Source organism: Aeromonas sp. 25-AL00135, from assembly GCF_054052385.1.
This window is the reverse complement of the sequence record NZ_JBSTYQ010000004.1, coordinates 93,134-118,910: the sequence shown is the minus strand read 5'-3', so window position 1 is coordinate 118,910 and position 25,777 is coordinate 93,134. Positions and strand designations below refer to the sequence as shown.

Here is a 25,777-nt window from a genome sequence, read left to right as displayed (position 1 = left end):
TCTGGCAGGTGAAACTCCCCGAGCGGCGCTTTGGCGCGCCGAGCGGTCGGCGGCTGTGATCAGGCGCACACTCCGTGGCTCAGTCCAGCCCCAGCTGATCTTTGAGCTCCTTGAGATAGCGACGACTGACCGGCACCCGGGCGCCGCTCGGGGTGACAATCTCTGCCAGCTGGTTATCCAGCAGCCGGATCTCGAAGATGGCGTTGGGGGAGACCAGATACTGGCGGTGGCAGCGCAGCAGCGGGCTCTTTTCTTCCAGCGATTTGAGGGTGAGCTGGGTGTGGAACAGCTCGCCCTGACAGGCCACATGGACCCCGCCCAGATCGGAGAAGGCATACTCCACCTGCGCGATGGGCAGCAGCCTGACCCGATTGTGCAGATAGCCCGGAATATGTTCGATAGTCGGGGCCAGCCGCTCGATGGGCTGCGGGGAGATATCCTGCTTGAGGCGAGCGAGGGTCTTGGCGAGCCGAGCGGGCTCCACCGGTTTGAGCAGGTAGTCGAAGGCGTTCTCTTCAAAGGCCTGAATGGCATATTCGTCAAAAGCGGTGACAAAGACGATGCGGGGCAGGGGGTCGAGCATGGCGACCAGCTCCATGCCGCTCAGCTTGGGCATCTGGATATCGAGAAAGACCACATCAGGCTTGAGGCGCTGAATAAGCGGCAGCGCCTCGATGGCGTTGGCCGCTTCCCCCACGATCTCGATGGCAGGATCGCAGGCCAGCTGCTGCCTCAGCTCTTCGCGGGCATAGTGTTCGTCATCGACTATAAGGGTGCGGATCATGGTTGCTCCTTGGGGATGGTGAACGAGACCCGGGTCCATTGTTCAGGCTCGCAGGCAATAGTCACGCCATAGCGCTCGCCAAAGGCGCTTTTCAGTCGCCGATCGACAATGGTCATGCCCAGACCGTCGCCAGCGGGGTGCGCTTGCCAGGTGCCTGCATTATCTTCCACATGGATAGTGACGCTGGTGGGATGCTCATCGGTATAGAGGCGAATGCGCCCTTGCTCCAGCAGGGTCGAGATGCCGTGCTTGATGGCATTCTCGATCAGCGGTTGCAGGGTGAAGCTGGGCAGGTGCAGTGTGGCCAGATGGGGCGGGATCTCGTTTATCACCGTCAGCCGATCGCCAAAGCGGGCAAGCTCGATCTCCAGATAGGATTGGCAGTGCTCCTGCTCCTCTTGCAGGGTCGCAAGGCCGCTCTGGCGCTTGAGGTTCTTGCGAAAGAACAGCGAAAGATGCAGCAGAAGGTCTCGTGCCTTGTCCGGATCGCGCCGGGTGATGGCACTGATGGTGTTGAGGGTGTTGAACAGAAAGTGAGGGTTGATCTGGGCCTGGATCAGCTTCAGTTCGGACTGCACCAGCAGCCGCTGATGCTGCTCCAGCCGACCGGCCAGCAACTGCTGTGACAGCAGGTTGGCAATCCCTTCCCCCAGGGTGTGGTTGATCTTGAGAAACAGCCGCTTCTTCGGCTCGTAGAGCTTGATGGTGCCGATCACTCCTTTGTCCCCCTGCAGCGGGATCACCAGCACAGAGCCCAGCTGGCATGCGGAGGAGAGGCTGCAGCGATAGGGCTGGCTGTTGCCATCGGCAAACAGCACCTTGTTCTGGGCGATGGCCTGCATGGTGATGGCTGACGCGATGGGGGTACCCGGCAGATGGTGATCTTCGCCGGTGCCGATAAAGGCGAGGATCTGCTCGGTGTCCGTGATGGCGACAGCCCCCACGCCTGTCTCCTCCTGAATGATACGGGCAATCTTGTTGCTCGCCTCCGGGGTAAAGCCCTGACTCATGATCCCCACTGTGCGGTTGGCGATATTGAGCGCCTTGGCGGAGAAGACCCGGGAGAACTTCTCATACATCCGCTGCTGGTCGCGGATCATGCTGATAAAGAGCGCCGCGCCGCAGGAGTTGGCCAGAATCATCGGGGTGGCGATGGTGCGCACCAGCAGCAGGGATTTGTCGAACGGGGTCGCCACCAGCAGGATGATGACCATCTGCATGATCTCGGCATAGAGGGTGGTAAAGAAGGCGATGCGTGGTTCAAACAGGGCATCCGTTCGCCCCGAGCGCATCAGTCGCCAGTGCACTATGCCCCCGAGCAACCCCTCGCAGGTGGTGGAGATGGCGCAGGCGAGATCGGTAAATCCCCCCAGCGTATAACGGTGCAGGCCGCCGGTCAGCCCCACCAGAAAGCCCACCAGCGGTCCCCCCAATAATCCCCCCAAGACGGCGCCGACCGCCCGGGTGTTGGCGATGGCATCGTCGATATCGAGGCCCACATAGGTGCCGAGGATACAAAAGCTGGAAAAGATGATGTATATCAGTATCTTGTGAGGTAGTCTCACTGAATAGTTGGCAAGCGGGCGCAGCAGCGGGCTTTTCGAGAAGAGATAGGCGATCACCAGGCTGACGCTCATCTGTTGCAGCAAGGAGAGGACCAACTGCATAAAAAACGCTCCTCATAAGTCGGGTGAAATAATCGCCAGCCCGTGCATAAGTGTGATCAGGATCTTGTTCTGTTGGCCCAACTGGGCGCAACGGGCAGTCAGTTTGCCAGAACAAGTGGATAAAACCATATTAAATCAGCATGTTAAATTGATATTTGTGTAAGCGGCAGTGGGTTGATATTGATGGATGGAGCATGAATGTATCCGCTGGATACGCCACACGGAGGTGGCATGCTCCGCCCGGCCCCTTGGCTGGGCGTTTTTTATACATGGTCAGTTGGCAACCTTCTGATGGGGGTTTGAGCAATTATTCCGGTTTGTCCAATGAGTTATCCCCAGCTTCTGGGGATAACTCAGAATGCAAAGTAGTAGCAGAAGCGGCGGGTCAGGTTGAAGAACTGCCGTTGTCCCTCATCGAGCTCTTCCTGTTTCAATACTCCGGTAATAATACGCTCGTCTTCCCGCAGGTCGATCATGGCGACGGCTTCTGGCCGCTGGGCCTTGATATAGGGCAGGATCTTCGGTTTGAGGGGCATGGTGGGCTCGGTGGATAGCACCAGCGCAATGCTCTCGTCGGAAAGTTTCACCAGTGAACCCGGCGGATAGACCCCCAGCACCTTGACCAGCAACTTGACCAGATTCTGGTCGAACTTTTTCTGGGATAACTTGTAGAGCTGGCTGATGGCCTGACTCGGCGCCGCCGGGTTGCCGCTGTTGCGGGGATGGAGCAGCTCGTCGTAGAAGTCGACCAGTCCGATCAATCGCGCCAGCGGCGGGATCTCCCCGCCCTTGATCCCGAGCGGATAACCGCTGCCGTCGAGCCGCTCGTGGTGCAGATGGGCGACCTGACGGATTTTCGGTTCAAAGGCGTTGAGCTGGGTCAGCATCTCCAGCCCGTACTGGGGATGCATATTGAGGAAGTTCTGCTCGGCCTTGTTGAGATCCCCCCGTTTTTGGGTGATCTGGCTCGGGATTTTCAGTTCGCCGATGTCGTGGATAAGTCCCGCAAGTCCCGTCTCCTCAATCTCGATGGGGTTCATGCCGAGTTCGCGGGCCATCAGCATGGCAATAAAAGCCACATTGAGGCTGTGTTGCAGCAGGATATCGGTGTGGGGGCTGCGAATAAGGTGGAGCCCGAGAGGCCCTTCATGCTGACTGAGGGTGAAGGCGGCATTGCGGACGATCTGGGCGGTATTGGCCAGTCCCTCATCCGGTTTGAGGTTGAGTGCCCCGAGTGCATCGCGCAGCTCGCTCATGGATTGGCCAAAGGCTTTGTCGGCGGCGCGCATGGAGCGGCGAAAGGCCTTTTCGTCAAAGGGGGGCGGGCCCGAGGCAATCAGCTCTTCCAGCTCGTCAAGGTCAGGCCCGGCATCCGGGATATCGCCGCGCAGCAGCGGCTCGATGGGCAGATCGCTCTTGTCGGGGTCGACCATCAGCAGGGTGAGATCAAGATGACGGAGAATGTCGAGTTGCTGCTGATCCTTGATCTTGAAGGTATTGAACATAAACGGGTGGTTAGTCCATCCCGTGGGGAGATGGATATAGTGGCCTACTCTCAATTGCTCTATCGAGGCTTGGATCAGTGCCATCGGTTAACCTGCATTTCGTGAATGCCTACTCAACAAGCTAGCAAAATCCGATGGATAGACAACTAAAAATCCATTTCGGGGCTGCGGAGCACCCCGTGCTGTGATGGTGCGCACGAGCGCTGTGCTTCTCCTCTTAATTCGCGCTTAAGTTTTACTTCCTACGCTGGCCCCGTCGTTTTTGTTGGCTTGGCCGGCCCGCTGCGCTGCAGGCCGGTATGTAGGAGTTGTTTATGCGTGTAACTCTCGGTGTACTGCAGACCAATCTGTTGCTGGTGCTCTTTTTCGCCCTGGTACTGAACTGGCCAATCTTTTTGCATTTCTATACGGTGCTCAGCGCCCTGACCCATGTCAAAGCCGGATTTGCCATCTCGATCCCGCTGGTGCTGATCGCTGCGCTCAATGCCGTGTTTATTCCCTTCACGTTCCGGTTTGTGCTCAAGCCCTTTTTTACCGTGCTCATTCTGACTGGCTCCATCGTCAGCTACGCCATGCTCAAATACGGAGTCATCTTTGATGCCGGCATGATCCAGAACATAGTGGAGACCAACAGTGGTGAGGCGGGGGCCTATTTGAATGGCTCGGTTGCGCTCTGGTTTATGCTGACCGGGCTGCTGCCTGTTCTGGTGCTCTGGTCACTGCGGATCCGCTATCCGGCCCGCTGGTATCAGGGGTTGGCGTTGCGGGCAGGTGTATTGGCTATCTCTCTGCTGTTTATCGGGGGCGTCGCGTCACTTTACTATCAGGATTACGCCTCGGTCGGGCGCAACAACAAGTCGCTGGCCAAAGAGATTGTGCCTGCCAACTATGTGCACGGCCTCTACAAATATGGGCGGGATGTGCTGTTTGCCACGCCGATCCCTTACCAGCAGTTGGGGACCGATGCCCGGGTGGTGGCCCGGGGAAGCAAGCCGACTTTGATGTTCCTGGTGGTGGGGGAGACGGCGCGCAGCCAGAACTACTCCCTTAACGGGTATGGCAAGGCGACCAACAGCTTTACGGCCAAAGAGCAGGGGGTTGTGTCGTTCAGGAATGTACGCTCCTGCGGTACAGCCACTGCAGTTTCGGTGCCCTGCATGTTCTCCAACCTCACGCGCCGTGGCTACGATGACCAGCTTGCCAGCTCCCGTGACGGCCTGCTCGATGTGCTGCAACATGCCGGAGTCTCGGTATTGTGGAAAGAGAACGATGGCGGCTGCAAAGGGGTGTGTCGCAATGTGCCGACCATCGAGATCCTTCCCAAATCCTATCCGGCGCTCTGTCAGGGGGAGTCTTGCTATGACGAGGTGCTGCTGGAGGGGCTGGATCAGCAGATTGCCGGCATGAAGGGCAACAAGCTGGTGGCTTTTCATCTGATGGGCAGCCATGGCCCGACCTATTTTCGTCGTTATCCTGCCAGCGAGCGCGCCTTTATGCCGGACTGCCCGCGCAGCGACATTGAAAACTGCAGCAACGAAGAGCTGGTCAACACCTATGACAACACCATCCGCTATACCGACAAGGTGGTGGGATTGCTGATAGACAAGCTCAAGTCGCTGGAGAGCCAGTACGATGTGGGACTGGTCTATCTCTCCGATCACGGCGAATCCCTGGGGGCCATGGGGCTCTATCTGCACGGTACGCCTTACAAGTTTGCGCCGGATGATCAGACCCGGGTGCCGCTGCTGACCTGGTTCTCGCCTCAGTTACAGGCCGATCGCCAGCTGGATATGGGTTGCCTGGCGGCGGAGGCGAGCAGCCAGCGCTTCTCCCATGACAACCTCTTTCACTCCATGCTGGGGATCATGGATGTGCAGACGAGTGTTTACGACAACAAGCTGGATCTGTTCAGGCCATGTCGGGCGGGCTAAACCGCCAGCAAGCACACAATAGAAAACGGCAGCCACTGGCTGCCGTTTTGTTATCTTGCAAGGTCAGTGTCTTACTTCTGCTCCATGATGATCTGCAGCAGATCCCCTTCCAGTAGGGCGCGCTTGACCAGCGCAAAGCCGCCATAGGTCGGCTGGTTCTGGAAGCGGGCTTTCACGATGGGCAGGCCACGGTGGAAGCTCGGCAGGGATTGATGCTCGACACAGCGACGGATGGCCGGGAAGAGGATCTCTTCGGCGGCGGTGATTTCGCCGGCGATCAGCACCTTCTGCGGGTTGAACAGGTTGACCGTAATAGCCACCGCTCGTCCCAGATGCTCACCCACGTTCTCGATCACGCTGCGGGCCAGCTCATCACCTGCCAGTGCCGCCTTGCACACCTCCTGAATGGTGATGTGCTTCTCTTGCAGCGCGCTCTGGTGACCGCGGCTGATGAGCTCTTTCACCTTGTCGATTATCGCTTCGTTGGAGGCGATGGTCTCGAGGCAGCCGAAGTTGCCGCAGTGGCAGCGTTTGCCGAGTGGCTCGACCTGAATATGGCCGATCTCGCCGACGTTGCGGTTCTGACCGAGGAACACCTGACCCTTGGTGATGATCCCGGAGCCCGTCCCCTGGTGGACGCTCACCAGAATGGAGTCCATGCAGTCGCGGGACTCGCCGAAGAAGTGTTCGGCCAGTGCCAGCGAGCGGGTGTCGTTGCCCACGTAGCAGGGGAGGTTGAAGTGGTTCTCAAGCAGCTTCGCCAGTCCCAAATTGCGGATCTGGTACTTGGGGGTGTAGATGACCATGCCGGATTCCGGGTTGACCAGACCCGGCATGGTCAGCGCGATGCTGATGAGGTGGCGACACCGTTCGCGGTTGGCATCGATAAAGGCGCCAATCTCTCGCAGCAGCATGTCGACCACGGGTTGCTGGTCGATCTCGGTCACCTGAATGACGTGCTGGTCGAGCTCCTTGCCATCGAGGTCATAGAGACTCAGTTGCAGGTAGCCGCGGCCCAGCTTGGCAGAGACAAACTGAAAGCGATGTTTGATGGTGGTCAGGGAGATGGCACGCCGCCCGCCGGTTGAGGCTTGCGGAGAGGTCTCCTTGATCAGGCCATGCTCGATCAGTTGCCGGGTTATTTTGGTCACGCTGGCCGGGGCCAGCTGACTCAACTCGGCAATCTTGACCCGGGAGATGGGGCCTTGCAGGTCGATGAGCCGATACACGGCTGCACTGTTGACCTGCTTGATAAGATCTACGTTTGCTATTTGTCCGCCAGTCATGATGTCACTGTTGTGTGTAGTGTCCGTTAACCACGGTCCCACGGACCGTGAAGTCCTGATCGAAGACAGTGAGGTTGGCTACTTTACCGACCTGGATACTACCGAGACGTGAGTCCCATCCAATGGCGCGAGCGGGGTAGAGGCTGGCCATTCTCAGTGCTTCATCGAGCGGTAATCCGACCTGCTTGACCAGATTTTCCACCCCCTCAATCATGGTGAGGGAGGAACCGCCGAGTGTACCATTCTCGTCGACACACTGACCATCGCGTAAAAAGACGGTGGTGCCACAAAAATCAAATTTCTCAAAGCCTTCCGGCGCTCCGGCTGCTGCAGTGGCATCGGTGACCAGCACCAGTCGCTCCCCCAGCGCCTTGTGAGCCAGACGCACGTTGGCCCAGTGCACATGGTGGCCATCGACGATGATGCCCGCATAGACATCCTTGCGATCATAGATGGCACCCACCACACCCGGCTCGCGACCGTTGAGGGTCGGAGTCATGGCGTTGTAGAGGTGGGTCGCAAAGCGAATACCGTTATCAAACCCGGCCATGGCCTGATCGTAACTGGCGGCAGTGTGACCGGCAGAGACCAGAATGCCCGCTTCCACCAGACGGCGGATATGGGCCGGCTCGTTGCGCTCCGGAGCCAGGGTGATTTTGGTGATGGCATCCGCGTTGGCGCAGAAGAAGTCGATCATCTCGTCCGCTGGCTGGCGAATTTGCGCGGCAGGGTGGATCCCCTTGCGCTTGAGGTTGGTGTAAGGCCCTTCCAGATGGACGCCCAGCACCTCGTTGGGGTGTGCCGCCATGTAGTCACGGGTCACCGCAACGGCCTGCTTCATATCCGCATCCGGACTGGTGATCAGGGTCGGCAGGAAGCTGGTGGTACCAGATTTGAGGTTGGCCGCCTGCATGGTTGCCAGGGTCTCGACCGTGATGTCGGTGTTGAACATCACCCCGCCACAGCCGTTGAGCTGCACATCGATAAAACCGGCGGTCAGGTTGGCGCCTTTGAGGTCAATCTGCTCGATGCCCGCAGGCAGTTCGGCCAGGTGAGAGATGGCGACAATCTTGTCGCCCTCGATAAGCACCCCGTAGCCGGTCAGCACGCAGCTGCCGGTGTAGAGGGTGCAGTTGGTCAATGCGTACATGACGACTCCTTACAGACGGCCGATGTTGGCGGCTTCCAGCTGCTGGAAGTAGCGAACGGTCTTGACCTTGAGCTCCATGGTGGAGGGCTCGTCGCACACCATCATTCCCTTCGGATGCAGTTGCAGGGTGGAGATGGTCCACATGTGGTTGACGCTGCCTTCCACGGCGGCCTGCAGGGCCAGTGCCTTGCCGTGACCGGTGACCAGGATCATGATCTCTTCCGCATCCATCAGGGTGCCGACACCCACGGTCAGGGCCAGTTTGGGCACCTGCTCCATGTCGCCACCGAAGAAGCGGGAGTTGGCGATGCGGGTGTCTTCGGTCAGGGTCTTGACCCGGGTGCGGGAGGAGAGGGAAGAAGCCGGCTCGTTGAATGCGATGTGGCCGTCATTACCCACGCCACCCATGAACAGGTGGATCTTGCCGTAGGACTTGATCTTGTCTTCGTAGCGCTTGCACTCGGCCACCAGATCCTCGGCATTGCCGTTGAGGATGTTGATGTTTTCGGGACGAATGTCGATGTGGCTGAAGAAGTTGTTGTGCATGAAGCTGTGGTAGCTCTCCGGGTGATCTTCCGGCAGGCCGACGTACTCGTCCATGTTGAAGGTGACCACGTTCTGGAAGCTCACTTCACCGGCTTTGTGCAACTCGATCAGGCGCTTGTAGGTGTTGAGCGGGGTGCCACCGGTGGGCAGGCCCAGTACGAAAGGGCGATCGCTGGTCGGCTTGAACGCGTTGATGCGGTCAACGATGTAACGAGCAGACCACAGGCCTACTTGGCTGGCAGATTTCAACGGGATCAGGCGCATATGGGATACCTCTGTGTCGGGTTGCGACCGGTTTGGCGGTGGCAATTGGCTAAGACGGATTCAAGTTGTTTTATAGCGTAAATAAAGATTGCGAACTAAGCCACATCTATCCACCACCTTTATCTTGTTTGGGTGATAACGATCACGATTATCGGTTTATTAATTTGCGCAGCGAAATAAAAGCCCTAGACTGCCAATCAAGCCTTGATGGCTTATGCGTCAAACGTGATAAGCACTTAATTTCTAGAAAAACATTAACTAAGGAGAGGAACCGTGAACATTCTCGGTTATTTGCAAAAGATCGGCCGTGCCCTGATGGTGCCGGTAGCGGTATTGCCTGCCGCCGCGATCCTGATGGGGGTTGGCTACTGGATTGACCCGAATGGTTGGGGTGGTGACAGTGCGCTGGCTGCCTTCCTGATTAAAGCGGGCGCAGCCATTATCGATAACATGTCCGTACTGTTCGCAGTCGGTGTCGCTTACGGTATGTCCAAGGATAAAGACGGTTCTGCTGCCCTGGCAGGTCTGGTCGGCTTCCTGGTCGTTACCACCCTGCTGAGCCCGGGCGCTGTGGCCCAGATCAAGAGCATCCCGGTGGAGCAGGTTCCTGCCGCGTTTGCCAAGATCAGCAACCAGTTCGTGGGTATCCTGTGTGGTGTTATCGCCGCTGAGCTGTACAACCGCTTCAGCAGCGTCGAGCTGCACAAGGCACTCTCCTTCTTCTCCGGTCGTCGTCTGGTACCGATCGTAACCTCCGTGGTGATGATCGTCGTATCCTTCATCCTGATGGCCGTATGGCCGGCAATCTACGGTGGTCTGGTCTCCTTCGGTGAGTCCATCGTGAGCCTGGGCTCTACCGGTGCCGGTATCTACGCCTTCTTCAACCGTCTGCTGATCCCGATCGGTCTGCACCACGCCCTGAACTCCGTGTTCTGGTTCAACGTGGCCGGTATCAACGACATCCCGAACTTCCTGGGTGGTCAGGCTACCATCGATGCCGCTCTGGCCGCTGGCAAGAGCCTGGAGCAGGTGAAAGGCGTGGTCGGTATGTACCAGGCTGGCTTCTTCCCCATCATGATGTTCGGTCTGCCGGGTGCCGCTCTGGCCATCTACCACTCCGCCAAGAAAGAGAACAAAGAGAAAGTTGCCTCCATCATGATCGCAGCTGCCTTTGCCTCCTTCTTCACCGGTGTAACCGAGCCGCTCGAGTTCTCCTTCATGTTCGTGGCGCCGGTACTGTATGTCATCCACGCCGTACTGACCGGTATCTCCGTGTTCATCGCTGCCTCCATGCAGTGGATGGCCGGTTTCGGTTTCAGTGCCGGTCTGGTGGATATGGTGCTCTCCAGCCGTAACCCGCTGGCGACCAACTGGTACATGCTGATCCCTCAGGGTCTGGTCTTCTTCGGCCTCTACTACACCGTGTTCCGCGTAGTGATTGCCAAGCTGAACCTGAAAACCCCGGGTCGTGAAGATGACGAAGATACTGCTCCGGCTGCCGCTCAATCTACCAACCGTACCGAGCTGGCCAAGCAATACCTGGAAGTGCTGGGTGGTCAAGAGAACCTGGTCTCCATCGATGCCTGCATCACCCGTCTGCGTCTGACTCTGAAAGACCGCAGCATCGTCGATGAGCGCAAGCTGAAAGCCCTGGGTGCGGCCGGTGTGGTCAAACTCGGTGAGCAGAACCTGCAGGTGATTCTGGGCCCATTGGCCGAAATCATCGCCGGTGAGATGAAAGCCCTGCGTTAATCGAGCGACTCGCTCACCTCAAGTCTAAGTCCATTGTTGACATAACTAAGGGCCCCGCTCAGGGGCCCCATATAAAAAAGCCAAGAAAATCCAACCTTTACTTCAAATGAGAGCAGCAGTTATGAACTTGAAACATTCTCTGTTAGCCATTGCCATGTCTACCGTTTTTGTCAGCCAGGTCCAGGCAGCCGATGCCGCCAAGCAGGCCGTGGTCGACTCCCTCGCCAACAACCTGGTGGTCAAGTATGAAGTGGTCACCAACGACGGTGCCGGTGCCGGCCTCGATTGCCAGGCGCTGGGTTCCGAGTGGGCGAGCTGTGGCGTTGCCAAGCTGCACCTGACCAATACCGGTGCGGACGTGACCTCCAAAGACTGGAGCATCTACGTCTCCTCCATCCGTCGTATCCAGCGTGTGGATAATGACCAGTTCACCATCACTCACCTGACCGGCGATCTCTATCGTTTGACGCCAACCGAGAAGTTCCAGGGCTTTGCCAAGGATGCCACGGTCGAAGTGCCGCTGGTGGTGGAATACTGGGTACTGTTCGAATCTGACATCATGCCGAACTGGTATGTCGCCAGCGAAGGTGCCGAGCCTAAAGTACTGGCCAGCATGAGCAACATCAATGATGCCAGCACCTACGAGAAGCCGATGCCGGCTGATGGCTGGAAGCGTACCAAGGATGACAAGAACATCCTGATGAACAGCGAGACCCGCTTCGCGGCCAACCAGACCAGCACCCTGCTGCCGGCTGGCAAGATTGACAACCAGATCCTGCCGACCCCGATGAAGCAGGTGGTCAAAGCTGGCCCGCAGGTTGACTTCTCTACCATCAAACTCAATGCCCTGGACTTGCCGAGCGATCGCGCCGAGGCCCTGAAGGCTCAACTGACCAAGCTGGGTGTTACCCTCTCCGACACCGGCTACCCGGTGACCATCAAGCTCGGCAGCAAGCTCAAGCAGGCTGAAGGCTATGACATGACCATCGGTCAGAAGGGCACAGTGATCCAGGGTCGCGACATCGACGGGGCATTCTGGGGTGCACAATCCCTGATCTCCCTGCTGGGTGTTGATGACAAGCTGGTGAGCCCGATGACCGTCGAGGATGCGCCGCGCTTTGAATACCGTGGCATGCAGACCGACGTGGCCCGTCACTTCCGCAGTCTGGATACCATGAAGAAGCTGGTTGACCAGATGTCTGCCATGAAGCTCAACGTGCTGCACCTTGGCCTGACCAACGATGAAGGCTGGCGTCTGGAGATCCCGGGTCTGCCGGAGCTGACTCAGGTCGGTAGCCAGCGTTGCCACGACGAGTCCGAAACCAAGTGCCTGATGCCGCAACTGGGTTCCGGCCCGACCAGCGACAACCAGGGTTCCGGTTTCTACAGCAAGTCTGACTACGTGGATCTGGTGCGTTATGCCAAGGCCCGCGGTGTGACCGTGATCCCCGAGATCAACATGCCGGCCCACGCCCGTGCTGCAGTGGTCTCCATGGAAGCGCGCTACAAGCGTCTGATGGCGGAAGGCAAAGAAGCGGAAGCCAACCAGTTCCGTCTGACTGACCCGGCTGACACCTCCAACGTCACCTCGGTCCAGTTCTACGACAAGATGTCCTTCATCAACCCTTGCCAGCCGGGGGCTGCCACCTTCGTGGCCAAGGTCATGGATGAAGTTGCCCAGATGCACCAGGCCGCCGGTCAGCCGCTGACCGCATGGCACTACGGTGGTGATGAGGCGAAGAACATCATGCAGGGCGGTGGCTATCAGGATCCGGCCGTCACCAAGAAAGAAGAGCTGGTCGCCTGGAAAGGCAACGTCGACTCCAGCAAGCAGGACAAGCCGTTTGGCAAGTCTCCGATGTGCCAGAAGATGATCGACGAAGGCAAGATCAAGGAAGTGGGCGAGCTGCCGGTTTACTTCGCCAAGGAAGTGGGCCAGATGGTCAAAGACCGCGGCTTCTCTACCCTGCAGGCGTGGGAAGACGGTCTGAAGTACGCCAGCGGTGCCAAGGACTTCGCCACCGACAACACCCGTGTCAACTTCTGGGAAACCCTCTACTGGGGTGGCTTCAACGAAGCGATGAAGTGGGCGCACAAGGGTTACCAAGTGGTGCTCTCCAACCCGGATTACCTCTACTTCGACTTCCCGAACGAGGTACACCCGGCCGAGCGTGGCTACTACTGGGCAACCCGTTTCAACGACACACGCAAGGTGTTCGCCTTCGCCCCGGAAAACCTGCCGCAGAACGCCGAGACTTCGGTTGACCGCGACGGCAATGCCTTCGTGGCCAAGGGTGACCAGGATCCGGTCAAGTTCAAGGGGATCTCCGGTCAGCAGTGGAGTGAAACCGTGCGTACCGATGCTCAGTACGAGTACATGGTCTACCCGCGTATCTTCTCCGTGGCCGAGCGTGCCTGGCACAAAGGTGGCTTCGAGCTGGATTACGTGAAGAACCGTGAGTTCTCCGGCGAGACCAAGTTCGTCAACAAGGCCACCCTCAACAAAGAGTGGAACCAGTTTGCCAACGTACTGGGTCAGCGCGTGCTGCCGAAACTGGATCAGGCCGGTGTTGAATACCGTCTCTCCGTACCGGGTGCCAAGGTAGTGAACGGTGTGCTGGAAGCGAACGTGGATCTGCCGGGTCTGCCCATCCAGTACAGCCTGGACGGTACCAACTGGAGTGCCTATGACGCCGCGGCCAAGCCGAGCGTGAATGGCAAGGTCTACCTGCGTACCACCAGCTTCGATGGCAAGCGCACCAGCCGTGTCACCGAACTGAACTGATAGCAGTCAACCGTTAACATGAGGTGGGTCGAAAGACCCGCCTTTCCCAAGGGCGATGGCGCATCGGGTTTGGGAAAGGTTGACTGTGCGTGTGAGCCTTTGTTGTGTGTAATTGTCTGTTTTGTGTTTTTCATCACTTTCAGCCCCGCCTAGTGCGGGGCTTTTTTATGCATTTAGTGTGCAATGTGCCAAGCCACGCCGCTTTTAGCGGTGCAATGGTCGGGAAATGGCCCGGAAGTGCCAAATTCAGGTTGAGACAGCGCCCGTAATAAGGGATCATACCCGGCTTGACGGCGGGGGGATGAGGGTGCCAGCCGGCACAACTTCCGCCAGTGACGCTTTTTTGAGGTGAGCCATGAGTCAGGCGAACAGCCCAACTAACTTTATTCGTCAGATCATTGATGAAGATCTGGCCAGCGGTAAGCACAGCAGCGTGCATACCCGTTTTCCGCCCGAGCCGAACGGTTATCTCCATATCGGCCACGCCAAATCCATCTGCCTGAACTTCGGCATCGCCCGCGACTATCAGGGCCAGTGCAACCTGCGTTTCGATGACACCAACCCGGTGAAGGAAGATATCGAGTACGTAGAGTCCATCAAGCAGGACGTACAGTGGCTCGGCTTCCAGTGGAACGGCGAGATCTGCTACTCCTCCGACTATTTCGACGAGCTGCACGGCTACGCCATCGAGCTGATTGAAAAGGGTCTGGCCTATGTGGACGAGCTGACGCCCGAGCAGATGCGCGAGTACCGTGGCACCCTGACTGAAGCAGGCAAGAACAGCCCGTTCCGCGATCGCAGCGTGGAAGAGAACCTGGCGCTGTTTGCCAAGATGAAGAACGGCGAGTTCGCCGAAGGCACCGCCTGCCTGCGCGCCAAGATCGATATGGCATCCCCCTTCATGGTGATGCGTGATCCGGTTATCTACCGCATCAAGTTTGCCCACCACCACCAGACCGGTGACAAGTGGTGCATCTACCCGATGTACGACTTCACCCACTGCATCTCGGACGCGCTGGAAGGGATCACCCACTCCATCTGTACTCTGGAGTTCCAGGACAACCGTCGTCTGTACGACTGGGTGCTGGACAACATCACCATCGACTGCCATCCGCGTCAGTACGAGTTCTCTCGTCTGAACCTCGAATACACCGTCATGTCCAAGCGTAAGCTGAACCTGCTGGTGACCGAGAAGCACGTCGATGGTTGGGATGACCCACGCATGCTGACCGTCTCCGGTCTGCGTCGTCGTGGTTACACCCCGGCCTCCATCCGCGAGTTCTGCAAGCGCATCGGCGTCACCAAGCAGGACAACATCGTCGAGATGAGCATGCTGGAAGCCTGTATCCGTGAAGACCTCAACGAGCATGCACCGCGCGCCATGGCCGTGCTGCATCCGGTGAAAGTGGTCATCGAGAACCTGGCTGCCGACGAAGTGCTGACTGCCCCGGCCCACCCGAGCAATGCCGAGATGGGTACCCGCGAGCTGAACTTCACCCGCGAGATCTTCATCGATGAAGCGGACTTCAAAGAAGAGGCGAACAAGCAGTTCAAGCGTCTGGTGCTGGGCAAGGAAGTGCGTCTGCGCAATGCCTATGTGATCAAGGCCGAGCGCATCGAGAAAGATGCCGATGGCAAGGTCACCTGCATCTACTGCTCCTACGACCCCGAGACTCTGGGCAAGGATCCGGCCGATGGCCGCAAGGTGAAAGGGGTGATCCACTGGGTCAGCGCCACTCACTCCCTGCCAGCGGAAGTGCGTCTTTACGACCGTCTGTTCAAGGTGCCGAACCCGGGCGCCGAGGATGACTTCGAAGCCGCGTTGAACCCGGAATCCCTGGTGATCATCGAGGGTGCCCGTGTCGAGGCTTCCCTGAAGAACGCCAAGCCGGAGCAGGCTTACCAGTTCGAGCGTGAAGGTTACTTCTGCGCCGACAACAAGCTCTCCAGCCCGGAGCATCTGGTGTTCAACCGCACCGTTGCCCTGCGCGACTCCTGGGGCAAAGTCGAAGGCTAAGCCGATGGGGCAGGGGAAACCCTGCCCTGTGCGATGCCAAAGGCCTGCGCCGGACAATAAAAAAGCCAGCTGATGCTGGCTTTTTTATTGTCCGTTATCTGCAAGTCGCGGCTGACTTATTCGTCGTGCTTGCACTCACCGGTAGCACAGTGACCGTAGAGGTAGAGGCTGTGATTGGTGAGACGGATATTGAATTTCTTGGCGATCTCGCGCTGACGCTGTTCGATCACCTCGTCGGAGAACTCGATCACCTTGCCGCAGTCGAGGCAAACCAGGTGGTCGTGGTGCTCCTGAGTGGCCAGCTCGAATACCGACTTGCCACCTTCGAAGTGGTGACGGGTAACGATACCGGCATCATCAAACTGGTTGAGAACGCGATAGACGGTAGCGAGACCAATCTCTTCACCCAGGTCGATCAGTCGTTTATAGAGATCTTCGGCGCTGGTGTGCTGGCAGTCCGGCTGTTGCAGGATTTCCAGGATTTTGACCCGGGGCAAGGTGATCTTGAGCCCGGCCTTTTTTAACGCTTGGTTGTTGTCTGCCATATTCTACTTATTCGCATTCTCGAAGGTGGGGTTATTCTGATGGACTGCCGCAGGAATGGCAACCTTGAACTCGCTTGGCCTGTCATTATAGGTCGTAGCCTCCCTAAAAATAAACCCAGCAATTCAAGGGGTTTAGCCATAAATGGCCGGTTGGATTGAAATAATCAATCGTGTCGTCCGACTTGCTGGCATGGCAGATGTTGATAAGATGTAACTTTCATATTCTGGTCGGATGAGATCCATGGATTGGCTTTTTGACAAGGCGGCCTGGGTGCGCCGCGCACTCAACGCCTGGCCCCCTTTCTGGGGTGCCGGTATCACGATAGAGACCCTGAGCGATGACTTTCGCTACTGCCGGGTGACCCTGAAATCCCGCTGGTGGAACAAGAACGCCAACCGCACCCAGTTTGGCGGCAGCATGTTTGCCATGACGGACCCCATCTATCCACTGATGCTGATGGGCTACTTCAAGAATCGCTACTACGTCTGGGACAAGGCGGGCAGCATCAACTATATCAAGCCCGGCAAGGGCAAGCTGGTGGCCGAGTTCAACCTGACCGAGGGCAAGCTGGCCGAAATCGTGGCGGCGACTGAAGGTGGCAACAAGCACTTCCCCGAATTCGAGGTGACGGTGCAGGACAAGAGCGGCGAACTGGTGGCGCAGGTCAAGCGCACCCTCTATGTGCGAGCCAAACCGGAGCACAGAGGTGAATAGCAGGGGAGAATGAAGGCAGGCATCGCCACTTGCAGATACAACAAGGGCCCGTCAGGGCCCTTGTTGTCAGAGGTATGAGAGGACGCGGATTACTCCAGCTCGCCCAGGCACATCTCTTCGTGCAGCTGCTTGCACCAGCCCTTGACGCGCTCGGCAGTCAGCTCCGGCTGGCGATCTTCATCGATACCCAGACCGACAAAGTGCTTGTCATCGACCAGCGCCTTGGAGGCTTCGAACTCGTAGCCGGCAGTCGGCCAGTGACCGATGATGATGGCGCCTTTGGCTTCGACGATGTCACGCAGGGTGCCCATGGCGTCGAGGAAGTACTCGGAATAGTCTTCCTGATCACCGCAACCGAAGATGGCGACCAGCTTGTTGGTGAAGTCGATTTCGCCCAGATCGGGGAAGAAGTCGTCCCAGTCGGCCTGGGCTTCGCCGTAGTACCAAGTCGGGATGCCGAACATCAGCAGATCAAAGCTCTCGATGTCGGCCTTGCTGCTCTTGGCGATGTCACGGACTTCAATCAGGTTTTTGCCCAGCTCTTTCTGGATCATCTTGGCGACAGCTTCGGTGTTACCGGTATCGCTGCCAAAAAACAGACCTACACTTGCCATAGTGTTTAGTTACCCGTATTTGGTGTTAATGCTCAACGCTCAGACTGCAATGTCCACCGCAAAGGCGGACTCAATCTGTTGTTTCAGGATAGATTGGATCAGCTCGGCTCGGCTGATGTTCTGTTGTAACGCAAGTTGGTTCAGGCGCTCCAGCAACTCGGCCTCCACCTTTAACTCTACCCGCTTCAGCCCATTTTCCCGATCGCGCTTAAGCTGGTTACGCTTGTTGATCTTGAGCTGGGTCTCGCGGGGGAGTGGATTGGTCTTTGGCCTGCCGGGGCGCTTCTCATTTGCGAACAGATCCAGTGTTGTTCGATCAGTTTGCTGTTTGGCCATACATCACAGATGAAAATAAGTTAGCCGAGTCCTGAGCCTTCCCAGCCCAGTTCGATCAGCCCCTTGGCGACAAAACCCGCACAACCCAGAAACAGTACCAACCAGACGATAAAACGACCGAAACGGGGCACGTTGCCGCGTTTGAGCACGTCCTGAATGGCCAGGCCAATCAATATGAAAATGGCCACAAAGAATAACTTGAGGCCCAAACTTTCGATCAGGTCGATATGTTCACTTAGCATGGATTGCGCACACTCCTTATGACGGGCGCACTATATCACAAAGGATTTGAAACTGTTAACCGCCTGTCGACAGGAAATCCACAACCAATTTGTTGAACAGAGCCGGTTTTTCCGCGTGCAACCAGTGGCCGGTACCCGCGATGACACGCACCTTTGCCGCCGGGAATTGGGCCAGTGCCGTCTCGCTGTATTGGGGCTGCATGTAATCGGAATCCCCCCCCTTGATAAAGAGCACTGGCCCCTCGAAGCGATGCTCATCCGCTGGCCAGCCCATGATGTTGGCGTAGTTCTCCTCAAGAGCAGGCACATTGAAGCGCCAACCCCAGCCATGCTCGCCTCTGGCGAAGGATTTGAGCAGAAACTGGCGCACTCCGGCGATCTCGATATGTTCGGCCAGAATGCGCTCTGCATCGCTGCGGCTCTGGGGCTGTGCCGCCAGAGTGGCGTTGAGTCCGGCGAACACATTCTGGTGGCGGGAGTGGGGATAGGCGACCGGCGCCATGTCGGCGACGACCAGACGGCTTACCCGCGCTGGCGCCAGCTTGGTGACCTGCATCGCCACCTTGCCACCCATCGAGTGGCCAATCAGGGTCGCTTCGGCAATCTCCAGCCGATCCATCAGGGCCAGGATATCGGCTGCCTGGGCCGGATAGCTCATTTCGCTGCTATGAAAGGAGGCGCCGTGGTTGCGCAGATCGACGCTGATGACCCGGTACTGTTCGCAGAGGGCACGGGCCAGCAGGCCGAGGTTATCGAGGCTGCCAAACAGGCCGTGGATCAGAATAACGGCCGGGCCCTGACCCTGCTCCTTGAAGTTCAATATGCTGTTTTGTTGCAAAATGACACCTTGTCGGTCGTGGGTGCGTATCGCTGTTTTATTTAACGCACTGGAAAGAAAAGGATTTCGTCCAATGGATTGGGATTTTATGTGGTTTTTTTTCTAAAAAATCCCGTCTGGATCGGCTATCAGTGCGGCTGATCACACACTTGGCCCGCTATTATGCCGTATTCTCGATGAGATTCATGTACATCTGCCAGCCCCTTGCTTGGGCTGTCGGGTTTGCCTATGTATAATCGCCGCATCCGAATTTCGACGAGTCCAGCGCATCCATATGAAAACCATCGAGCTTGATGACGATCTCTACTTCTATATCGCCAGCCAGACCCGGCACATTGGTGAAAGTGCCTCCGATATCCTGCGCCGTCTGCTGGAACAGCCTGCTCACCAAGGTGTGCCGGTTGCCGAGCCCGTTGCCGTCGCGCAGCCCAGTACGGTAGCCACCCAACAAGGGCTGCAAGCCCTGCTCGATTCCGGTGAGCTGCAAAAAGAAGAGAAGTCCATCAACCGCTTTATGCAGGTGCTGAGTACCCTCTACCGGGATAACCCGGAAGGCTTTACCCAGGCCACCGAAATCAAGGGGCGCAAGCGCGTCTATTTCTCGCAGGATCCCGAGGCTCTGCGTGCCAGTGGCAGCACCACCAAGCCCAAGCCGGTACCGGAGACCCCGTTCTGGGTGATCACCAACACCAACACCAGCCGCAAGCAGAACATGGTGGCCCAGCTGATGGCCAGCATGGGCTATGGCGAAGAGGTGATCGCGCAGGTGTGTGGCGCAATTTAACGATTCTTCAAGACTCAGGCCTTGCCCGGCAAGGCCGCCATTACGCAAGGAAAACGCCATGGCTCAGCATTCCCACGCCGGTCAGCCGGCCCGTTTAAGCGACCTGACCAATATTCCCCGTCTGGTCAGCGCCTACTACCTTAACAAGCCGGACATGAGCCGCCCCGAGCAGCGGGTGGCCTTCGGTACCTCCGGCCACCGTGGCAGTGCCTTGCACAGCGCCTTTACCGAATCCCATATTCTGGCGGTGACCCAGGCCCTGGTGGAGTATCGCCAGCAGGCCGGTATCACTGGCCCGCTGTTTGTCGGCATGGATACCCACGCCCTGTCCGAATCCGCCTTTGCCAGCGCCGTCGAAGTGCTGGCCGCCAACGGTGTTGAAACCCGCATTCAGGCTGGCCTCGGCTTTACCCCGACCCCGGTCATCTCTCACGCCATCCTGCGCCATAACGCGGGCAAGCCTGCCGCGCGTGCCGACGGCGTGGTGATCACTCCGTCTCACAACCCGCCGGAAGATGGTGGCTTCAAGTACAACCCGCCCCATGGTGGCCCCGCTGAAGGGGAGATCACCAAGTGGGTGGAAGACCGTGCCAACGCTATTCTGGAAGCGGGTCTGGCTGGCGTGAAACGGATGCCGTTCGCCGAGGCGCTCAAGAGCCCGTTCGTGGTCGAGCACGACTATGTCACCCCTTATGTGGATGATCTGAAGAACGTGCTGGACATGGATGCCATCAAGAACGCGGGCATCAAGATCGGTGTCGATCCGCTGGGTGGCTCCGGCGTTGCCTACTGGGACGTTATCGCCAAGACCTATGGCCTGAACATCGAAGTGGTGAACTACAAGGTCGACCCGACCTTCTCCTTCATGACCCTGGATAAAGATGGCAAGATCCGGATGGACTGCTCCAGCCCGTTCGCCATGGCGAGCCTGATTGCCCTCAAAGACAAGTTCGACATCGCCCTTGGCAACGACCCTGACTACGACCGTCACGGTATCGTTACCAAGTCTGGCCTGATGAACCCGAACCACTATCTGGCGGTGGCAATCCAGTATCTGTTTACCCATCGCACCGGCTGGGCTGCTGATGCGGCCGTCGGCAAGACGCTGGTCTCCTCGTCCATGATCGACCGGGTGGCCGGCGAGATTGGCCGTACCCTCAAAGAGGTGCCGGTCGGCTTCAAGTGGTTCGTGGATGGCCTCTACAGCGGCGAGTTCGGTTTTGGCGGCGAAGAGAGTGCGGGCGCCTCCTTCCTGCGCAAAGATGGCACCGTTTGGACCACCGACAAGGATGGCTTCATTCTGGCGCTGCTGGCGGCGGAAATTCTGGCGGTGACCGGCAAGGATCCGCAGGCTCACTACGACGCACTGGAAGCCAAGTTTGGCCGCTCCAGCTATCGCCGTATCGACGCCCCGGCCAACAGCGCCCAGAAAGCGGTGCTCTCCAAGCTGGATCCTGCACTGGTAGAAGCCTCAACGCTTGCCGGTGAGCCCATCATCGCCAAGCTGACCAAGGCGCCGGGCAACGATGCCGCCATCGGCGGCCTCAAGGTGGTGACCGAGAACGGCTGGTTCGCGGCGCGCCCCTCCGGCACCGAGTCTATCTACAAGATCTACATGGAGAGCTTCAAGGGCGACACGCACCTCGACCTCATCCAGCAGGAGGCCCAGCAGATCGTCTCTGCTGCGCTGGCCAAGGCAGGCGTCTAAATCAGGTAGTCATCCTTGAGCCCCTGATGGGGTTGAACGTTGGATATAAAAAAGGAGCCATGATGGCTCCTTTTTCATTGTCTGTTTTATGCCAGCGAGTTGTCAGCGCGCCGCCTTCACCGCCAGCCCCAACTGCCATACCGCCATGGCGTAGTGGGTGCTGTGGTTATAGCGGGTGATGGTGTAGAAGTTGGGCAGACCGTACCAGTATTGGTAGCCGGTGCCCACATCGAGGCGCAGCAGGCTCGACTCGCTGTGGTTGCCCAGGCTGCTGGTGGGGGTCAGCCCTGCGCGGCGCAGGGTGGCGACCGGGTAGCGGGTCTGGAAGCCATGCTCATAGCCGGGCAGTTGGCCCTGACCACGCACCGCCACCGGTTGCCCTTTCTCCCAGCCATGGGCCTTGAAGTAGTTGGCGACGCTGCCGATGGCATCCACCGGATCCCACAGGTTGGTGTGGCCGTTGCCGTCAAAGTCCACCGCATAGCGCTGGAAGCTGGAGGGCATAAACTGGCCATAGCCCATGGCGCCTGCATAGGAGCCCTTTGGTTCGGTGGGATCCATCCCCTCGTCGCGGGTCATCACCAGGAAGGCTTCCAATTCGCTCGTGAAGAATTCGGCGCGGCGCGGATAATCAAATGCCAGGGTGGCCAGCGCATCCAGAATGCGGGTCTTGCCCATCACCCGGCCCCAGCGGGTCTCCACCCCGATAATGCCGACGATGATCTCCGGCGGCACCCCGTAGACCTGCTCCGCCCGGTTCAGCTCGCTTGCGTATTCACGCCAGAAGTTGACGCCGTTTTGTACGTTGTCGGGGGTGATGAACTTGGCGCGATAGCGGTTCCAGGCACCGGTCGGGCCGGTGGGCTTGGCGGTGGTCGGCGCCTGGGCATCCATCAGGCGGATGATCCAGTCGTAACGCTCTGCCTGTGCCAGCACCTGATGCAGCTGGGCGTTGTCAAAACCGTGCTTCTCGACCATCTTCTGGACGAACCGGTCCACGTTGGGGCGATTGGCGAAGTCCCCCTTGCTAACCCCTTGTGTATAAACGGGTTTGCTCGATGGCGCCTGATTGATAAAGGCGCTCTTGGGCTGGGGGACGACCACGGGCTTTGGCGCTGGGGCGCTGCTGCAGCCACCGAGCAGGGGGAATAACGACAGAGTGAGAAGAGAGGCAAGGCGACGCATAGGGTTCTCAAAGAGACTGATAAAAGTGTCGCAATGGTAAAACATTGTCATCCCCGTGCAAGTGTTCCGTGCGCCTTGTTTGCCGCCAATTCATCGTGCGATGGATTAGCCCTTCTGTGAGTGCTGTGCTGTTTCGCGCTGGGGGGGACGCAGGGTGTGGTAACCGCTCCAGAGCCGGGTCAGGGTGGTGATGGCGCAGAGCAGGGCAAAGCCGTAGGCGAGCGGGGCGAAGGCGGCGGGCCACAGGCACATCAGCACGAACAGGGCGATGGTCTCGCTCCCCTCGGTGAGACCGCCCAGATAGTAGAGAGACTTGTGGTGGTAGACCGGATTGTCGATGCCCCGCTTGCCCGCCATGATGGCAAACGCCAGGAAGCTCGAGCCGGTACCCATAAAGGCAAATAGCAGGGTGGCGGCGGGCAGCGCATTGGCGGGGGCGGCGAGGGCAAAGCCCAGCACCACGGCGGCGTAGAAAATAAAGTCGAGGGTGATGTCGAGAAAGCCGCCGCAGTCGGTGATGCCGGTTTCCCGCGCCACGGCGCCATCGAGCCCGTCCAGCAGCCGGTTGAGCAGGATGGCCACAAGCGCCCATGAATAACAGCCAAAGGCCAGCAGCGGCAGCGCCAGCATGCCGATGGCAAAGCCGGTGAGGCTCACCTGATTGGCACTGATCCCGGCACGGCAGAGCGGTTTGGCAAGCTGGGTGAGAGGGCTGCGGATCACGGGGATCAGATGGCGATCAAACAAGGTGAACACTCCTCGGTTAACAGTGGCATTCGGTGAGGTTGAGTATGGTGCCCGGCGCGTCTTCCGCATCGTGGGTCACCAGGATGGCGGGGATGGCCAGCGCCTTGATCTGGGCGAACACCAGTTCGCGAAAGGCGGCCCGCAGCGGCTTGTCGAGGCGGGAGAAGGGCTCGTCCAGCAGCAGGGTGTCGGGTTCGGCCAACAGTGCCCGCAGCAGACTGACCCGCGCTCGCTGACCCCCTGACAGCAGCTGCGGCAGCTTGTCAGCCTGATCCACCAGCGCGACCTGCGTTAACGCTGTCAGTGCCTTTTCCCGCCGAGCGTATTTTCCCTTGATGGTCGCAGGCATACCGAACATCAGGTTCTCCGCCACCGTCAGATGGTCGAACAGCAGGTCATCCTGAAACAGCATGCCGATGCGCCGCGCTTGCGCAGGCAAGGTGTTGAGTGGCCGCTCGCCGAGCCTTACCTCCCCCTCAAGCCGGATCGGGCCGCTATCTGTCTGCGCGCCGGGCAGTACCCCGGCCAGCCCCGCCAGCAGGGAGCTTTTACCGCAGCCGCTTGGCCCCATCAGGGTCAATACCTCGCCGGGGGCCACTTGCAGGGCGGGCAGCGAGAGCAGCAGATTTTCATCAAGGTAAAGCCGAAGAGGCGTGGTGCTCAGCATATGGCTGTTTCCATCATGAGAGTTCATCGTGAGCCGCCCCCCTTGAGCGCCGGATTGATCCGCGCCGGCAGCCAGAGCGCCAGCAGATAGATAACGAGCGGCAGCAGCAGTTGCAGCAGACCGTATAGCCCCGCCAGTCGCCGGTTGAGGCCGCTGCCGATGGCCACCGCTTCGGTGGTGATGGTGGCGACCCGGCCTGCGCCAAAGAGCAGGGTCGGCAGGTATTGGGCCAGGCTCACCGCAGCCCCCACCGCAAAGGCAAACAGCAGCGGGCGCGCCAGCAGCGGCGCTTTCACTTGCCACCAGGCTCGCCATGGCGTTGCCCCCAGCAGCAGGGCGCTCTGGGTGATCCGCGGATCGAACTGGCGATAGGGGCCGTGCAGGCACAAATAGACATAGGGAAAGACAAACAGCAGCTGGCTCCAGAGCACCCAGCCCCAGCCAATGCTGCTTATCGAGTCATGTGCAAGCCAGTCCACCCCGAGCCGTATACCAAACAGCAGGCTCGCCTGTGGCAGCAACAGCGGCAGGCAGATAAGCCAGAGCGGCCAGGGGCGGCGGCCGGCTTGTGCCTCCAGACTGCACACCGCCATTCCCAGTGCCAGCAAGCCGCTCGCCAGCGCCAGCAGCGCGCTGGTTGTCAGCAGCGGCAGCAGGGTTGGCAGCAGATCCAGCCAGTAGTGACCGCTCCATTGGCTGGGCCAGAGGGCGGGAAAGGGCCATCGGCGCGCCAGTGACCAGAGTAGCAGGGCCGCCAGCACCACCAGATTGAGGGTGATCAGGGTCAATGCAAAGCCTGCTGCGAGCCGGTTGGCAAAGAAGTGGGGCGCCGCCCGTTTGCCATTGAGCCAGCAGCCTTTGCCCACCTCTTTATGAAGCCACTCCAGTAATCTGAGCAGGGCGATCAGCAGCGCCGTGATGGCGAGCAGCAGCAGGGCGCCGCTGGCGGTGGCGCCGCGCCAGAGCAGGTCCGGGTCCTGATACCAGAGCCACAACCGCACCGCCAGCGGGGCGGGGGCATCGGGCCCGAGCAGCTGGGCGAGATCCACCACCGCCACTCCATAGGCTGCCACCGCATAGATGGGCAGGCGCAGGGCAGGCCAGAGGGCGGGCAGCAGCAGGCGCCACCAGATCTGGGGGGCACTGAAACCGAGGCTTGCCCCCAGCCACTGCTGGCGTGCCAGCAAGATGGGCTGTTGTGCGGCCATCGCCATCAGCAGCAAAAAGGGGGTCTCCTTGAAAACGAGCAGTGCAATCAGCCCGAGCCCCCAAGGGTCGCGGATGGTCTGCCAATCGGGGGGGAGATCAAACCCCGTCAGAGCTGGCGAGATGAGCCGCAGCAGCCAACCGGAGGGGGCGAGCAAAAAGGCAAAACCGATGGCAAAGGCGACGTGGGGCATGGCCAGCATGGGCGAGAGCAGGCGGCGGAGCAGCCCGAAAGCCCGGCTGTCGCTGTGGGCCAGCAGCAAGGAGGTCAACAGCAGGCTGCCAAGGGTCGAGGCGGCGCCAATCCACAGGCTCAGCGCAGCGGAGTGCCACAGGCCTGGCTGGGCCAGCAGCAAGGCGAGATGAGAGGCGGCCATCCCCTCCGCCAGCAGTTGCCACAGCCCCGCCAGCAATGGGATGACGAAGAGTGCCAGATAAATGACCGCCATCCCCGTACTCATAGTGGGGTGGCGTGTCAACTGGCGCCACGGTCGGGAGCGGGA

22 protein-coding genes are annotated in these 25,777 nt (G+C 59.0%); 7 read left to right on the top strand and 15 right to left on the bottom strand.

Annotation, left to right across the window (positions count from 1 at the left end; translation table 11 throughout):
* Positions 1-79: 79 nt before the first annotated feature.
* From btsR to ACW5XC_RS04710, 3 genes are all read right to left on the bottom strand, one after another.
* Entirely contained in the window at positions 80-784 is a 705-nt protein-coding gene (gene btsR, locus ACW5XC_RS04720) for a two-component system response regulator BtsR (RefSeq protein WP_005350523.1), read from the bottom strand.
* A complete protein-coding gene (locus tag ACW5XC_RS04715) occupies positions 781-2,451 on the bottom strand; it encodes a sensor histidine kinase (protein WP_042055555.1) in 1,671 nt (556 codons plus the stop codon). Before ACW5XC_RS04715 ends, btsR begins: the two co-directional genes overlap by 4 nt.
* 353 nt (positions 2,452-2,804) lie before the next feature.
* Positions 2,805-4,040, bottom strand: a complete 1,236-nt coding sequence (locus ACW5XC_RS04710; RefSeq protein ID WP_042055553.1) for an HD-GYP domain-containing protein — start codon at positions 4,038-4,040, stop codon at positions 2,805-2,807.
* Between the two features lie 230 nt (positions 4,041-4,270).
* Between ACW5XC_RS04710 and ACW5XC_RS04705 the strand changes: the two genes are divergently transcribed.
* The gene (locus ACW5XC_RS04705) at positions 4,271-5,887 is read left to right on the top strand and encodes a phosphoethanolamine transferase (protein WP_042055550.1); all 1,617 of its coding nucleotides are present in this window, start codon (positions 4,271-4,273) and stop codon (positions 5,885-5,887) included.
* 71 nt (positions 5,888-5,958) lie between these two features.
* Here ACW5XC_RS04705 and nagC read toward each other — a convergent pair whose 3' ends face one another.
* Genes nagC through nagB form a run of 3 tightly spaced genes read right to left on the bottom strand, consistent with a single transcriptional unit; the run spans position 5,959 to position 9,133 of the window.
* Positions 5,959-7,173 carry a DNA-binding transcriptional regulator NagC gene (gene nagC / locus ACW5XC_RS04700; RefSeq protein ID WP_042055547.1) on the bottom strand — a complete coding sequence of 405 codons (1,215 nt, stop codon included), beginning with the start codon at positions 7,171-7,173 and terminating at the stop codon, positions 5,959-5,961.
* Positions 7,174-7,177: 4 nt separating this feature from the next.
* Positions 7,178-8,323 carry an N-acetylglucosamine-6-phosphate deacetylase gene (nagA, locus tag ACW5XC_RS04695; protein WP_021231107.1) on the bottom strand — a complete coding sequence of 382 codons (1,146 nt, stop codon included), beginning with the start codon at positions 8,321-8,323 and terminating at the stop codon, positions 7,178-7,180.
* A 9-nt stretch (positions 8,324-8,332) separates the two neighbouring features.
* A complete protein-coding gene (gene nagB / locus ACW5XC_RS04690; RefSeq protein ID WP_005334308.1) occupies positions 8,333-9,133 on the bottom strand; it encodes a glucosamine-6-phosphate deaminase in 801 nt (266 codons plus the stop codon).
* 273 nt (positions 9,134-9,406) lie between these two features.
* Between nagB and nagE the strand changes: the two genes are divergently transcribed.
* The 3 genes from nagE (at position 9,407) to glnS (ending at position 15,687) form a co-directional block, all read left to right on the top strand.
* The gene (gene nagE, locus ACW5XC_RS04685) at positions 9,407-10,885 is read left to right on the top strand and encodes an N-acetylglucosamine-specific PTS transporter subunit IIBC (RefSeq protein WP_021231106.1); all 1,479 of its coding nucleotides are present in this window, start codon (positions 9,407-9,409) and stop codon (positions 10,883-10,885) included.
* A gap of 121 nt (positions 10,886-11,006) precedes the next feature.
* Positions 11,007-13,670, top strand: a complete 2,664-nt coding sequence (locus ACW5XC_RS04680; protein ID WP_042055544.1) for a beta-N-acetylhexosaminidase — start codon at positions 11,007-11,009, stop codon at positions 13,668-13,670.
* 355 nt (positions 13,671-14,025) lie between these two features.
* Positions 14,026-15,687: a glutamine--tRNA ligase gene (glnS, locus tag ACW5XC_RS04675; RefSeq protein WP_042055542.1), complete on the top strand. Its 1,662-nt coding sequence runs from the start codon at positions 14,026-14,028 to the stop codon at positions 15,685-15,687.
* Positions 15,688-15,803: 116 nt separating this feature from the next.
* On the opposite strand, the gene fur is transcribed toward glnS, so the two are convergent.
* Complete coding sequence (fur, locus tag ACW5XC_RS04670) at positions 15,804-16,232, bottom strand: ferric iron uptake transcriptional regulator (protein ID WP_005334301.1); 429 nt, start codon at positions 16,230-16,232, stop codon at positions 15,804-15,806.
* A gap of 241 nt (positions 16,233-16,473) precedes the next feature.
* Between fur and ACW5XC_RS04665 the strand changes: the two genes are divergently transcribed.
* The gene (locus ACW5XC_RS04665; protein ID WP_040066107.1) at positions 16,474-16,947 is read left to right on the top strand and encodes a DUF4442 domain-containing protein; all 474 of its coding nucleotides are present in this window, start codon (positions 16,474-16,476) and stop codon (positions 16,945-16,947) included.
* 89 nt (positions 16,948-17,036) lie between these two features.
* Here the strand turns inward: ACW5XC_RS04665 and fldA are convergent, their stop codons facing one another.
* The 4 genes from fldA to ACW5XC_RS04645 are packed head-to-tail and all read right to left on the bottom strand — an operon-like array spanning position 17,037 to position 18,959.
* Positions 17,037-17,561 carry a flavodoxin FldA gene (fldA, locus tag ACW5XC_RS04660; protein ID WP_005334298.1) on the bottom strand — a complete coding sequence of 175 codons (525 nt, stop codon included), beginning with the start codon at positions 17,559-17,561 and terminating at the stop codon, positions 17,037-17,039.
* Positions 17,562-17,600: 39 nt separating this feature from the next.
* Entirely contained in the window at positions 17,601-17,897 is a 297-nt protein-coding gene (gene ybfE, locus ACW5XC_RS04655; protein WP_005334297.1) for a LexA regulated protein, read from the bottom strand.
* Between the two features lie 20 nt (positions 17,898-17,917).
* On the bottom strand, positions 17,918-18,139 hold the full coding sequence (locus ACW5XC_RS04650; protein ID WP_005334296.1) for a DUF2788 domain-containing protein: 222 nt from the start codon (positions 18,137-18,139) through the stop codon (positions 17,918-17,920).
* Between the two features lie 55 nt (positions 18,140-18,194).
* Positions 18,195-18,959, bottom strand: a complete 765-nt coding sequence (locus ACW5XC_RS04645) for an alpha/beta fold hydrolase (RefSeq protein ID WP_042055588.1) — start codon at positions 18,957-18,959, stop codon at positions 18,195-18,197.
* A gap of 292 nt (positions 18,960-19,251) precedes the next feature.
* Between ACW5XC_RS04645 and seqA the strand changes: the two genes are divergently transcribed.
* The gene (gene seqA, locus ACW5XC_RS04640) at positions 19,252-19,761 is read left to right on the top strand and encodes a replication initiation negative regulator SeqA (protein WP_042055540.1); all 510 of its coding nucleotides are present in this window, start codon (positions 19,252-19,254) and stop codon (positions 19,759-19,761) included.
* A 58-nt stretch (positions 19,762-19,819) separates the two neighbouring features.
* Positions 19,820-21,469, top strand: coding sequence for a phosphoglucomutase (alpha-D-glucose-1,6-bisphosphate-dependent) (pgm, locus tag ACW5XC_RS04635; RefSeq protein WP_042055537.1), 1,650 nt, complete (start codon positions 19,820-19,822; stop codon positions 21,467-21,469).
* A 102-nt stretch (positions 21,470-21,571) separates the two neighbouring features.
* Here pgm and mltB read toward each other — a convergent pair whose 3' ends face one another.
* The 4 genes from mltB to ACW5XC_RS04615 all read right to left on the bottom strand — a co-directional run bounded on the left by mltB (position 21,572) and on the right by ACW5XC_RS04615 (position 25,723).
* Positions 21,572-22,654, bottom strand: a complete 1,083-nt coding sequence (gene mltB / locus ACW5XC_RS04630; protein ID WP_042055587.1) for a lytic murein transglycosylase B — start codon at positions 22,652-22,654, stop codon at positions 21,572-21,574.
* Between the two features lie 105 nt (positions 22,655-22,759).
* Complete coding sequence (locus ACW5XC_RS04625) at positions 22,760-23,401, bottom strand: CDP-alcohol phosphatidyltransferase family protein (RefSeq protein WP_074042681.1); 642 nt, start codon at positions 23,399-23,401, stop codon at positions 22,760-22,762.
* A 16-nt stretch (positions 23,402-23,417) separates the two neighbouring features.
* Entirely contained in the window at positions 23,418-24,068 is a 651-nt protein-coding gene (locus tag ACW5XC_RS04620; RefSeq protein ID WP_074042682.1) for an ATP-binding cassette domain-containing protein, read from the bottom strand.
* A 23-nt stretch (positions 24,069-24,091) separates the two neighbouring features.
* Positions 24,092-25,723, bottom strand: coding sequence for an ABC transporter permease family protein (locus ACW5XC_RS04615; RefSeq protein ID WP_042052691.1), 1,632 nt, complete (start codon positions 25,721-25,723; stop codon positions 24,092-24,094).
* Positions 25,724-25,777: the final 54 nt, after the last annotated feature.

Excerpts from the sequence above, each read along its gene's own strand:
- ACW5XC_RS04705 (WP_042055550.1), top strand. The coding sequence starts at position 4,271 with ATGCGTGTAACTCTCGGTGTACTGCAGACCAATCTGTTGCTGGTGCTC.
- pgm (WP_042055537.1), top strand. The coding sequence starts at position 19,820 with ATGGCTCAGCATTCCCACGCCGGTCAGCCGGCCCGTTTAAGCGACCTG.
- ACW5XC_RS04680 (WP_042055544.1), top strand. The coding sequence starts at position 11,007 with ATGAACTTGAAACATTCTCTGTTAGCCATTGCCATGTCTACCGTTTTT.
- ACW5XC_RS04715 (WP_042055555.1), bottom strand. The coding sequence starts at position 2,451 with ATGCAGTTGGTCCTCTCCTTGCTGCAACAGATGAGCGTCAGCCTGGTG.
- nagB (WP_005334308.1), bottom strand. The coding sequence starts at position 9,133 with ATGCGCCTGATCCCGTTGAAATCTGCCAGCCAAGTAGGCCTGTGGTCT.
- fldA (WP_005334298.1), bottom strand. The coding sequence starts at position 17,561 with ATGGCAAGTGTAGGTCTGTTTTTTGGCAGCGATACCGGTAACACCGAA.
- ACW5XC_RS04615 (WP_042052691.1), bottom strand. The coding sequence starts at position 25,723 with ATGGCGGTCATTTATCTGGCACTCTTCGTCATCCCATTGCTGGCGGGG.
- ACW5XC_RS04710 (WP_042055553.1), bottom strand. The coding sequence starts at position 4,040 with ATGGCACTGATCCAAGCCTCGATAGAGCAATTGAGAGTAGGCCACTAT.
- seqA (WP_042055540.1), top strand. The coding sequence starts at position 19,252 with ATGAAAACCATCGAGCTTGATGACGATCTCTACTTCTATATCGCCAGC.
- glnS (WP_042055542.1), top strand. The coding sequence starts at position 14,026 with ATGAGTCAGGCGAACAGCCCAACTAACTTTATTCGTCAGATCATTGAT.
- nagA (WP_021231107.1), bottom strand. The coding sequence starts at position 8,323 with ATGTACGCATTGACCAACTGCACCCTCTACACCGGCAGCTGCGTGCTG.
- ybfE (WP_005334297.1), bottom strand. The coding sequence starts at position 17,897 with ATGGCCAAACAGCAAACTGATCGAACAACACTGGATCTGTTCGCAAAT.
- ACW5XC_RS04665 (WP_040066107.1), top strand. The coding sequence starts at position 16,474 with ATGGATTGGCTTTTTGACAAGGCGGCCTGGGTGCGCCGCGCACTCAAC.
- ACW5XC_RS04650 (WP_005334296.1), bottom strand. The coding sequence starts at position 18,139 with ATGCTAAGTGAACATATCGACCTGATCGAAAGTTTGGGCCTCAAGTTA.
- ACW5XC_RS04620 (WP_074042682.1), bottom strand. The coding sequence starts at position 24,068 with ATGCTGAGCACCACGCCTCTTCGGCTTTACCTTGATGAAAATCTGCTG.
- nagC (WP_042055547.1), bottom strand. The coding sequence starts at position 7,173 with ATGACTGGCGGACAAATAGCAAACGTAGATCTTATCAAGCAGGTCAAC.
- btsR (WP_005350523.1), bottom strand. The coding sequence starts at position 784 with ATGATCCGCACCCTTATAGTCGATGACGAACACTATGCCCGCGAAGAG.
- mltB (WP_042055587.1), bottom strand. The coding sequence starts at position 22,654 with ATGCGTCGCCTTGCCTCTCTTCTCACTCTGTCGTTATTCCCCCTGCTC.
- fur (WP_005334301.1), bottom strand. The coding sequence starts at position 16,232 with ATGGCAGACAACAACCAAGCGTTAAAAAAGGCCGGGCTCAAGATCACC.